This window comes from Oceanobacillus timonensis, from assembly GCF_900166635.1.
GTDB lineage: Bacteria > Bacillota > Bacilli > Bacillales > Amphibacillaceae > Oceanobacillus > Oceanobacillus timonensis.
In genome coordinates, this window is sequence record NZ_LT800497.1 from 1,876,231 (window position 1) to 1,888,148 (window position 11,918).

General features: G+C 39.1%; 10 protein-coding genes and 1 pseudogene. 5 read left to right on the forward strand and 6 right to left on the reverse strand.

Annotated elements, in window-relative coordinates:
• Positions 1-62 precede the first annotated feature (62 nt).
• Together B7E05_RS09155 and B7E05_RS09160 are read right to left on the reverse strand one after the other, a co-directional pair.
• Positions 63-1,250, reverse strand: coding sequence for an ABC transporter permease (locus tag B7E05_RS09155; RefSeq protein ID WP_080873908.1), 1,188 nt, complete (start codon positions 1,248-1,250; stop codon positions 63-65).
• On the reverse strand, positions 1,228-1,950 hold the full coding sequence (locus B7E05_RS09160) for an ABC transporter ATP-binding protein (protein WP_080873909.1): 723 nt from the start codon (positions 1,948-1,950) through the stop codon (positions 1,228-1,230). Before B7E05_RS09160 ends, B7E05_RS09155 begins: the two co-directional genes overlap by 23 nt.
• Positions 1,951-2,324: 374 nt before the next feature.
• Between B7E05_RS09160 and B7E05_RS09165 the strand changes: the two genes are divergently transcribed.
• Complete coding sequence (locus tag B7E05_RS09165) at positions 2,325-2,984, forward strand: ribonuclease H family protein (RefSeq protein ID WP_080873910.1); 660 nt, start codon at positions 2,325-2,327, stop codon at positions 2,982-2,984.
• 104 nt (positions 2,985-3,088) lie between these two features.
• Here B7E05_RS09165 and B7E05_RS09170 read toward each other — a convergent pair whose 3' ends face one another.
• The 4 genes and pseudogenes from B7E05_RS09170 to B7E05_RS09185 form a co-directional block, all read right to left on the reverse strand.
• Positions 3,089-5,779: a cation-transporting P-type ATPase gene (locus B7E05_RS09170; RefSeq protein WP_080873911.1), complete on the reverse strand. Its 2,691-nt coding sequence runs from the start codon at positions 5,777-5,779 to the stop codon at positions 3,089-3,091.
• Positions 5,780-6,216: 437 nt separating this feature from the next.
• Positions 6,217-7,689 carry an MDR family MFS transporter gene (locus B7E05_RS09175; protein WP_080873912.1) on the reverse strand — a complete coding sequence of 491 codons (1,473 nt, stop codon included), beginning with the start codon at positions 7,687-7,689 and terminating at the stop codon, positions 6,217-6,219.
• A 345-nt stretch (positions 7,690-8,034) separates the two neighbouring features.
• Positions 8,035-8,385, reverse strand: a complete 351-nt coding sequence (ymzB, locus tag B7E05_RS09180) for a protein YmzB (RefSeq protein WP_080873913.1) — start codon at positions 8,383-8,385, stop codon at positions 8,035-8,037.
• Between the two features lie 194 nt (positions 8,386-8,579).
• Positions 8,580-8,696 (reverse strand): annotated as a pseudogene (locus B7E05_RS09185) (YfhD family protein); the annotation flags it as partial.
• Positions 8,697-9,251: 555 nt separating this feature from the next.
• Here B7E05_RS09185 and B7E05_RS09190 point away from each other — a divergent pair.
• From B7E05_RS09190 to B7E05_RS09205, 4 genes are all read left to right on the forward strand, one after another.
• Positions 9,252-9,479, forward strand: coding sequence for a hypothetical protein (locus tag B7E05_RS09190; protein ID WP_080873914.1), 228 nt, complete (start codon positions 9,252-9,254; stop codon positions 9,477-9,479).
• A 106-nt stretch (positions 9,480-9,585) separates the two neighbouring features.
• Entirely contained in the window at positions 9,586-10,821 is a 1,236-nt protein-coding gene (locus tag B7E05_RS09195; protein ID WP_080872281.1) for an IS91 family transposase, read from the forward strand.
• Positions 10,796-11,050: a hypothetical protein gene (locus B7E05_RS09200; protein WP_245832918.1), complete on the forward strand. Its 255-nt coding sequence runs from the start codon at positions 10,796-10,798 to the stop codon at positions 11,048-11,050. Before B7E05_RS09195 ends, B7E05_RS09200 begins: the two co-directional genes overlap by 26 nt.
• A gap of 240 nt (positions 11,051-11,290) precedes the next feature.
• Positions 11,291-11,731 carry a GNAT family N-acetyltransferase gene (locus B7E05_RS09205; RefSeq protein ID WP_080873650.1) on the forward strand — a complete coding sequence of 147 codons (441 nt, stop codon included), beginning with the start codon at positions 11,291-11,293 and terminating at the stop codon, positions 11,729-11,731.
• Positions 11,732-11,918 lie beyond the last annotated feature (187 nt).

Below are 11,918 nucleotides of genomic sequence, written 5' to 3' on the forward strand. Positions count from 1 at the left end.
TGATATAGAAAATTAAACTTTATTTACATTAAACGATACAATACTGCCAGTATGCTAATTGTTTACACCTTCCGATACCGCCGCATCCCAAGAATATTCAACGTCACAAACACAACAATAAACAAAACTAAAATCGATAGGGGAATCATAATCTCCCCAAGCGTAAATCCTTTTACAACCACATCAATCATCGCATTTCCTGCATAGTACAATGGCATAATCGGCGCAATCCACTGCAGCCACGTTTCCATGGTATCCACATTCAGCATTCCAGAGAAGAATATTTGCGGAATAATCACAAGCGGGATAAATTGAATCATCTGGAATTCGCTGCTGACAAAGGTAGATAATAAAAGGCCGAGTCCAAGTGCAACAAAGCTTAATAAAATATTAATAATAAACATATTGGTGATCGAACCGGCAATTTCCATATCTAAAATATATACGGAATAAAGGATAATAATCGCTGTCTGGAGAATAGCAAAAATCCCATAGCCAAATAAATAACCAAATACAATCTCAGATTTTCTTATTGGCGTGGATAATAATTTCTCCAATGTGCCGCTGCTTCTTTCTTTTAACATCGACATGCCGGCGATTAAAAAGACAAAAAAGAATACGAAGAAGCTGACTAAAATGGGATTTAAAATTTCAAAAAAAGTATTGCTTTCATCGCCATAGATATATTCTACAGAAATCGGATCATCATCCATATCGATTTCAGAATCGATGTCTGTATCGATACCCGTGTCCATATTCATATCTATATCCATGTTCTGAGCAATTTCAGGAGGAAGCTGCTCCATCATTTCTTCTACACCTGCTGACATATCCTCCATATTACTTATCATCTCATCGATATTATCCGAAAGATCATTGACATTTGTTTCCATTACAGCCTGTGAACTTCCCTGAATAGCAGGACCCTCATCCATTGGGTTATCATTCAGAATGGTCAATGTCCACTCCTCATCCTGTTCCTCCAAAACAGCACTGGCATTTCCTTCTTCCAAATAAGACTGTATATCCATCTCGTTTTCTTGTTTCACGATGATATCATTCTCTTCTAAAATATCGATTACCTCATCGCTGACATTAACTGCAGCAATGGTTATCTCATCATCCGGATCTGGAAAAATATAATTCAATAGCGTAATGACAAAAATAGGAGCCAGAAATAATAATGCAAGGGTACGTTTATCGCGAAGGACCTGTTTGCAAATCCGTTTAATCAGCTGAAGCATTCGCATTTTCGATTTCCTCCAATTTTAAAAAGACTTGATCAATATCGCTGACGCCGAAGTTCTCTAATATTTCCTGCGGCGTACCGCTTGCTGCAATTCCTTTATTTTTCATTAATAACAGCTGGTCACATTTCATGGATTCATCCATAATGTGGGTCGTAATTAACAGCGTACTGTCTTTTTTTAAATCATGCAGCTGATCCCAGATACTTAACTTAAGCACAGGGTCAATCCCGACCGTCGGCTCATCTAAAATCAAATACTCAGGCTGATTAATTAACGCAATTGCAAGGGATAAGCGGCGTTTCATCCCGCCGGAGTAGTGCGCTACCAATTTCTTTTTATCCTGTTCAAGCTGGACGAGATTTAGCGTGGACTGAACGGCCTTTTCAGAAATCTTTTTCCCATACATTCGGGCAAAAAATTGAATATTTTCCAAACCGGTTAAATCATGGTATAGCGAATCACTTTGCGCCATATAGCCGATTTTATTTAAGAGTTTACGGTTGGGAACCGTTGTATCATCGATTTGGATAGAACCGGTATCGTATTTTTCCATTCCCATCAAGCATTTAATTAATGTCGTCTTCCCTGTACCTGATGGGCCAATTAACCCGGTAATTTGATTGGTGTGAATATCTATGGATACATCTTGCAGAATCGTTTGTTTTCCAAAGCTCTTGGACATATTAGATAATTTAATCATGCTTATAGACTCCTTTATAAAATAGTGAGTACTCACTCATTATAATATCAAAGTAAGGATGGGTTGACAAGAATCTTTTTGGAAGCAGCTGCCTGCATTTACGAAAGAAAAATTATTACAACAGATTCGAAAGCTGTCAGAATGCTATTCTGTCGCTTCTCTGAAAGTGATCAGCTGATTTGCTTATTATCCTTTTTTTGTGTATCTTTTTAATGTAAGGCCATTTTTTGAAAAATAGGATAAACGTAAGCAGCTGTTTATGTTTGATTCCTTATAGGCTTTCTAACTGCTGTATAAATATAGAGTAATGGAAATACTATTGAAGACAGGGGATAACTTTTCGTTTCCCGACATTTGAGACCGGAGGCAAAACGATGAAAGTACGAATCGAATGCACCTATCAGACACCCAAAGGGATTGCTGCGGCTTTTACTTCTGAAGAGATGGACGCCTCAAATGCGTTGTTCATCGTTGAAGATATAAAGAAAACCGGACGTATGAAAAATATCATATTCGTTGATTCTCTGGAGCATACGTGGAGTTTAAAAGAATTACGTAAGCAGATGGAAGAAATTCAAACCGAGCCGCATGATATAACTGTTTATTTTGATGGAGGATTTGAGCGTGAAACAAGGTATTCCGGTTTAGGCTGTGCCATCTACTATCAACAGAATAATACATTTTACCGTTTACGAAAAAATGCCCTGGTGGAAGAGCTTTATACGAATAATGAAGCGGAATACGCTGCATTGCACTTGGCACTGGTGGAATTGGAGGGACTGGGTGTCCATCATTTGCCTGTCTCTTTTTATGGTGATTCCCAGGTTGTCGTGAATCAATTAATGGGAGAATGGCCTTGTTATGAGGAAGAATTAATAAAATGGGCAGATCGAATTGAGAATAAATTGAATCAATTGGGAGTTTCTCCGGAGTACAAGCACATTTCACGTAAGAAGAATCGGGAAGCGGATCGGTTAGCTACGCAGGCATTGCAGGGGATGGAAATAACAAGCAGCAAAGAACTATCGGAGTGAGGCAGGGAAGGGATTCTCTGCTTCTTTTGCATGCAGTAGAATCTGATGACAACCGCGTTAATAAGATTAAAAAGACAAGGAAAGATGATCCTTGTCTTTTATCATTATTCTTTTCCATTTTCTTTGTTAAATGCTCTTGCAGCAGTAATCTTCCGGGTAATATACTTCTCGATTTCAATAATGATAAAGGTCATTATTCCAATCACAAAAGGGTAGATCCAGTACTTTGCCTCGATTGGATATAAGTCAAATACATTTCTCAAGAATGGAATATATGTCACCATGAATTGAAGAACAATCAGAACGCCTGCAAGCATAAAAGCAATTTTGTTGGAGAAGAAATCTTTATTAAATGCAAAGTGACGCTCGTTTCGGACATTAAATACATGGAAAAGCTGTGCAATTACAATGGAATGCAGCGTAATCGTTGTTACCTGTTCTGGTGAATAGTGTTCTGGATCACCGAGCAGGGTTACATTCATAGTCATAATCGCTCCGCCGACAAGTAGTGATACTAAAATAATCCGGAACATATAGTAGGGACTAAGCAGTTTTGCGTTAGCCGGGCGTGGTGGCCGTTCCATTGCTCCAGGCTCCAGTTTTTCAAATGCCAATGCGAAAGAAACGGTTACGGCTGTTACCATATTTACATAAAGTACCTGAATGGGGGAGAGCGGCATATTCATTCCTACGATTAACGCAGAAACAATCAAAAATGCTTCCGCACCATTGGTCGGCAGGATAAACAGGATGGTTTTCTTCAAATTATCGTAGACACGCCGGCCTTCTTTTACCGCATTAACAATGGTATTAAAATTATCATCGACCAGCACCATTTCGGAAGCTTCTTTAGCTACTTCGGTTCCTTTGATGCCCATGGAAACCCCGATATCAGCGCGTTTTAAAGCAGGAGCGTCATTAACCCCATCACCTGTCATCGCCGTAATTTCTCCGTTTTCCTGCATAGCGGTTACCAGTTGCAGTTTGTTCTCTGGACTGGTGCGGGCGAAAACATCTACATGCTGGACTGCGTTCTGTATTTCCTCTTCAGATAACTGATCCAAATCGCGTCCTTCGAGTACATTGTCTTGTTCGGTAATGCCCATTTGTTTGGCAATAGCAAGAGCTGTCGCCTTATGATCTCCTGTAATCATTTTTACCTGGATGCCAGCTCGTTTGCAAACTTTTACCGCTTCGATAGCTTCTTCTCTTGGAGGATCGAGAATGCCTGCCAAACCGATTATGTTCAATCCTTCACAAATATCTTCATGATCAATTTGTGTTTTATCGGCTTCTATATATTTATACGCAGCTCCGATGATTCTTTCTCCATTGCTGGAGCGTGCGAGCATTTTATCTTCCCAAAGCCTGCGTTCCTCGGAACCTTCTGTCAAACCTGCCATATCAAACAGCCGGTCGGGAGCTCCTTTGACATAAATGATTTTTTCTCCGTCTTTTTCCACGAGTCCTGCCATGTATTTATAGCTGGAATCGAAAGGGATTTTAGAGAGGATGGGAAGCCGGTCTATTTCTTGATTGGCTTTTTCCGCCAGTGTGACCAGACAGCCTTCTGTCGGTTCGCCGCTGATTGTCCATTCTTCGTCCTCTTTTCGCAAATAGGCATCATTTACTGTTAATACATTGCTTAAAAACATGTGCAGTTCTTGATTCTCTGCAATATTTACTTCTTGATTATTTTCAAGGATGTTTCCTTCAGGTGCGTAGCCGGTTCCTGTTACATCCAAGTGTCTGTCGGAGAGTTCAATGGATTGGACGGTCATTTCATTTTTGGTCAGCGTCCCTGTCTTGTCCGAACAAATGACGGTTACTGCTCCGAGTGTCTCCACGGATGGCAAATTCCGCATAATGGCATTGTTTCGGGCCATTATTTGCATCCCTAATGACAGAATGATGGAAAGAATAGCAGGTAAACCTTCCGGAATGGCAGCAACAATTAAACTGATAACGTAAAGTAACAGTTCCCCGATAGGATAGTTATAGAAATATGCTGCAAAAACAAACAATAAAGCTGCAATGCTGACGATAGAAATAGAAATCATTTTTCCAAAATGCGCTGTTTGTTTTAATAAAGGTGTTTTTAATTCTTCTACTTCTGCAATGGATTGGTTGATTTTACCGATTTCAGTATTTGCTCCGGTAGCTGCGACAATGCCTTGTGCCGATCCGGAAACAACTGCTGTGCCGGAAAAAGCCATATTCAGTCGATCACCAAGGACGGTATCTTCTGGTAGGGTTTCTGTATTTTTTTCGACGGATGTCGATTCACCAGTAAGAGGGGATTCTTCTATTGTCAGCCGGCTAGCGGCAGTTAAACGTAAATCTGCGGGAATTTTATCTCCTGGGGATAATAATACGATATCGCCCGGTACCAGTTCGCTTGAAGCAACTTCGGTATGCTTTCCGTCACGAATGACAGTTGATTCAAGAGACAGCATTTTTTTAATGCCTTCCAATGCTTTCTCGGCTTTGTTTTCTTGAAAATAACCGATGACAGCATTAATAAGAATAACCATTAAAATAACAATCGTATCTGCGTAATGTCCTAAAATCACAGTAAGGACAGCTGCAGCTAATAAAACATAAATTAACGTGTCATTAAATTGCCGTAAGAATTTTAACCACTTTGGATCCTTATCAGGCTCCGGTAATTCATTTTTTCCATACTTCTGTTTGCGTTGTTCTACTTGTTCGCTGGTTAATCCATGATTTATATCCGTCTTAAGCTCTGTTTCCACTTGTTCTGTTTGTAAGTTAAACCATTTTTTCTGTGCCATAAGCACATACTCCTTTCTTCCAGAATCCGTTTTATATAAAGGTTGTAACCACATAAGCAGAAAAAATCGTATCTAATAAATACCTGTTTTTGTGATTATAATTTTCACTTTATGACAAATGAAACCATCATGAATCACCTCTTTTTTAAAAAATAAAAGTATCCTCACTTATAATGATGAGGGATAAAGGGGCGCCATTCAAGTACCCTAGGACGAAAAATTTCGACAATTTGGTGATGTGCATTTTTGGGGTAAATTGATGGAAGAATGCATGTCTCATATAATACAAAAATCCGTTCATAAATGGCTTTGAAAAGGGGAAAAGAATGAAGCGGAAGAGGGGGGGCTAAATCATAGGGGTGGTTACAAATTGTTTTAACTTCGCCCTATGATATTAGCTGATTTTATTTATAAGAAACGTTCAGGAAAAGAAAAAGTTACTTGTTTGGTATAGCGCCTTTTGGGAAAAACCACAGAATAACAAAGGTCAGTGTACCAATTAAGAATAGGCAAAAGAACACGGTATGAAATGCATGCGTTAATCCATCCTGCATCAAAGTAAGTGTATCCGCAGAAAGTGTTTCTCGCATCCCTTCATTTAAGATGGCATCTGTATTTGGCATATCATCTATTGCCTGCTGCTGATAATATTGCTGCAGTCGCAGGTTCAAAATACCGCCGAGCAACGCAGTACCAATCGCACTGCCGATAATACGCATAAACATATTTAAAGAGGTAGCTGATCCTCTTGCTTGCCAAGATACACTATTTTGAATGGCTACGATAAATGTTGTCGAAGTCAGTCCCATCCCTATACCAACGATGAAAGAGCTGAAACCGGCATAAATGGGTCCTTTGTCTGTATCGAGCAGGAAAAAGAGAAATGTACCGGCAAATAATGCGATACCGCCAAGAAAGGCTGTTTTTCGAAAGCCAATCCGTAATACCAGATGTCCGGCGATGGTTGATGCGATTGGCCAGCCGATAGATAAGGTACTTAAGGTGAAGCCGGCTACAATCGCTGATTCGCCCATGACTCCCTGCACATAAGTAGGAAGGAAGCTGCTTAAACCTAAAATAATCATCCCCGAAAGTAAGGTAGCGATATTAGCAATAACCATTAATTTATTTTTCCATAAGGATAAAGGCATCATTGGCGCGGTACATCTTTTCTCCTGCCAAATAAACAAGGAGATACCAATGACAAAGAGTCCGAGCAATCCGAGTGTTTCCGGCGAGAGCCAAGCCCAATTGGTGCCTGCTTGTACAAACACGATAATCAACGAGGATATAGCTATGAAAAAGAAACTTGTCCCAAGATAATCGATGGTTTTCTGTTCTTTATCCACTTTTTCATGAAAGAACAGGACAACGCCAGCCAATCCAATAAGACCAATCGGAATATTCATCCAGAAGATCCAAGCCCAGTCCACATATTGCACAATCATCCCTCCGAGAAGCGGACCGGCAACAGAGGAGATGCCCCAGACACTTGCTAAATATCCCTGCACTTTGGCGCGTTCTTCTAAACGATACATATCTCCAACGATGGTGGTTACCATCGGGTGGATAGCGCCGGCTCCAAGACCTTGGATAAGCCGAAACACGACAAGGGCAGTCATGGATTCTGCCAATCCGCATAAGAAGGAACCAATTAAAAAGATAATGACACCAATGACAAAAATGGGTTTGCGGCCGAATAAGTCGGCTAATTTGCCATATACCATCGTAGTGACTGCTTGCATTAATAGAAAACTGGAAAAAACCCAGCTATATAGCGTGAATCCGCCCAAATCAGATACAATGTTCGGCATAGCTGTAGCGATAATGGTTCCTTCAATTGCTGCCATAAACATAGATAATATTAAGGCAATAAGCACGATAGGTCGTTTCGTTTGTTTATGTACCATTCCTTTTCCTTCCTTTTCTCCGGCTATTTATTTCTTTACCGCGGGTATACGTCTTCCTGAGAACAGGCGATTTTGCTAACTATCAAAAATCACGTAGTAAAGCAATATTCTGTTAACTAATTAGCTTTATTGTAGCAGATGCTTTCTTAATTTGTAAGATTTGGAATGCTAGTTTCATAGTTTGGAGTGTAAATAGAAAAATATTTTTGGCAGTTTCATGTCAAACAGGTGTAGAGCCATCCATAAAAATGAATAGCTCTGGTATGTTTCATCTATTTCCTTCCGATAATAACGATTCACACATGAACAGTGAAAGAGATATTTTCAGTTCTTTTGCTGTTTAAGCTAAGCCAACTCAAGCTTATAAACACCACGATCGGTGGTAATAAAAAATGTCTTCCCATTAAATTCATACAGGGAATGATCCTCCAGCGGGATTTCATAATAGGAAGATGGAAGCGGCTCATTGCTCATTGTCGGCAGTGACTCAACTTGGCCATCTCCATGTAACAGTAAACTATGTTTTGGTACATAATCATCGATTCTGCGTGTGTTTTGGTCATAGGATATATTTTGCAGGTGGATGATAGTTTGATCGATGTCGTTGATTTCGTGTTTTGTAATTTGTATCGTTCTTCCATTCCATTGTTGAATTAGCGTATTAAACTCTTCAATGGATAAAAATCCGTGTTCCATAGAACAACCCCTCCTGCATATCATTTTTTCCTGTATGTAATGAAAATATACAAGAGGGGAGACATGGGATACATGCAGGCCGACAAGCTACTCCACATCCAGACAGTCCATGTTCCTTAGTCAATAGAGAGAAGTCTCACAATAATGCAATGGAGCGGTTCCCTTCAAGGAAGGGAACCGCTCCGTTGGATGGATTATTTGTCATGAGCCCGTTTATCTGCAGCCCGGCTTCTTGCTTGCGCTTCTTTATCATCCGCATCAGCAAACTCGTCTGAAAATTCGACATCTCTGCCATCTGTTTTTTGATTTTTAATGCGTGTTCAAAAGTCCGATAAATAGGACCAAGAAGTTCAAGGCGGCGCAGCTTTGAGGAACGGAGCGTATGTTATTAGATACGTGAGTACCGGAAAAGCAAGCCAACGCAGAAATTCGCCGTGTCATTTTTATTGGACTTTTGAACAACCTCTTCTAGGAGTTTGTGATAAAAAATTATTTTTTCTCTTCTTATGCTCATCTCTGCCCATTTGAACCACTCCTTTTTGAATTGTGAACAATCAGGTTAACTTATCGTTGACCAGGCAAGTTAAAATTGCAGTAAATCGAGTCATTTTACGATGACGATCATGCTGCATTTCCTCAATTATGGACAACATAAGAATAACGATATTGACACATCTGTATTTTTTCACGGGTGACCAATACTTATTCATTTTTCATATCAGGAATTTCTCCGTATTACTGCAATATGTGTCTGTAATGTATGCCGATTTATGGAACGTATTCAAAAGCCATTTTCGTATCATGATGTTTAGTCATACGATGAAAAAGGAAAAGGAAGTAAAAAGATATTGTGAGGTGATTGGAGCATGTCCGATAAAGATAAGCGTTCTTCCAATAACAGGAAACCGAATCGCACTGAAGAAAGAAGAACGGAATTGGATGAACATGAGGAACAAAAATTTGTAGATGAAGTCCCGCTGGAAGATTTAAAAATAGAAGCTGACGATGAGAAACGTAAAACGAAATCGAAGAACGATTCCCAAAGTGAAAGAAAGCATAAACGAAATGAGAACACAGACAGTAAAAAGCCCTGAGCATCATTGCTGAGGGTTTTCTTTATTGTCTAGGAAATTATAAAATTCTCTAGCTGTGGATAACTTTTATGTTAAACTTTTATTAACTCACTGGAGGGGTAGAGATATGAGAAAGGGAAGCGGAGTTATTAAAGAAATCTTAAAAGACCATTTTGCTGGATTTTGGGAGTTCCATGCTGATCGTTTTCCGAAAACGTATCGTGAACATATAAAAGAAACGGTAGAAAAAACAATTCGCTGTGGGACACGTGATTTAGGGTATGCTCGTTATGAGTGTTTAGGATGTGAAGGGGATCCTTCTCCTAAATTCGTGTGTTTTACTTGTAAAAGCAGACTATGCCACCGTTGTGGGAAAAAGTATACGGATGACTGGTCAGACAAACAACAGGAAATGATATTTAATGTTACGCATCGCCATATGGTCTTTACACTTCCACGAGAGTTAAGAAACATATTTTACAATGACCGAAAAAAATTAAATGAATTAAGTAAACAGGTAGCCGAAGTATTTCAGTACCATAATAAAAAGAAAGGTAAGAAAAGAGGCTTCCGTTCAGGGATTATTACGGTTATTCATACGTTTGGAAGAGATTTAAAGTTTAATCCTCACATACATGCATTGGTGACAGAAGGTGCGTTAGATAATCAAAATGAATGGGTTAATAATGGATATGTTCCTTATGATTTTTTAAGAAAGTCCTGGCAAAAAGTTGTCTTAGATTTGTTGAAGAAGTGGTTTCCTGCAACACCGAAAATCATAGAACTTATTAATGAGTTATATCAAAGGTATCCGAAAGGCTTTTATGTCAATGCAGAGAAGAAAATGAACAATGCCAAGCGTGTAGCCAAGTATATCGGCAGATATTTAGCTCGACCAGCTATCGCCGAATATCGTATTGAATCTTATGATGGGGAAACAGTTCATTACTGGTATGAGGATCATAAAACAGGAAAACGTGTAGATAAAAAGGTTCCAGTGTACAGGTTCTTATTTGAAATATTACAACACATTCCACCAAAGCATTTTCGAATGGTTGGGAGGTATGGACTGTATAGTAGAAGGGCTCATCGTAAAGCACAACAAATATTGAGTTTATATGCGTTCATGAGAACGAAGCAGATTTCGTTTCTTTTGGAAGCAAAACGTAAGAAAAAAACATACCGTCAACGTATGATAGAATCATTTGAACAGGACCCTTTGGAATGTCCGTGTTGCCGTAAACAGATGGAGCTCATTGGAATATGGCATGCTGACTATGGGTGGATTTATCATTACATGGAGGATGTAGAGAAAGAAAGAAGGAGGAGATACGGAATTGACAAACCCAAAAGAGCCGGATAAATCAGATGAATTTTTTCCAGACTGGCTGGACGAAGAGGATCCTTTTGGCTTAAAAGAAGAAATGAAGATCATATTATTTCAATGTTTAGATTGCCATGGAACCGATGAAGTCCCGGAGTATATCATTGGTGAATTTAGTGTGGATAAAAATAATAGGGATGAAGTAGAACTTCATTGTCCGCATTGTAATGGCACTATGATTGAAGCGAAAAACGTCCCAAGTGATTAGCATCTACTTGGGACGTGATTTAGTCGCGTTAGCGATTTTGTTCTTGTATTGTGAAATGTGTTCTATTATAGAAGATAATTAGAAAGTGAAAATGACTTTTCTTTGGCAGTAAATAAGAGGTTATAGATAGCAATGGAATAATTACTTCATAAAACATGAACAGGCATATATAATAAAAACATGCCTTACTTGTAAAAAGGAAAGGATTTTTATTCGATTTTTAATTGGGAGGAAGTACTCATGCAATGGAAAAAGCCTAGCAGTGAAGATTATACTGCTCTGATTCAATTATGGGAGAAATCTGTGTTAGCAACACATGATTTTTTGAAATCCAAAGATAGAGAAGAAATGAAAGCAGAAATTCCAACTTATTTCCCGCAACTAGATATGAAATCGTGGTACCATGATGATACATTGATTGGGTTTTCTGGTGTGAATGAAAGAAATTTGGAAATGTTGTTTTTAGACCCGGACCAAATAGGGAAGGGATTTGGCAGCATTATTATAAAGGATTTAATAGAAAAAGATGGCATTCAATTCGTAGATGTAAATAAGGACAATACATCAGCTACTGCTTTTTATTTGAAGCATCGATTTCAAGTGATTGGAGAATCCGAACAAGATGGGCAGGGAAGAGATTATGCCCTGCTGCATTTAGGTTTGGACGGAGTCACGGAATAAGTGAAACCCGTGTTATGGCAGACAATATCAAATGAAAGCAGATAGGTTACATAAAACCGCCCGTTTCGATCATCATGTGAAACAGGCGGTTTTATATAGGATGAAATAGATTGGTAACCGCATGATTATGCTGTAATACAGCTATTATCTTATGCGATTCGATGCTTTTTAACTGGTATAACCCGGT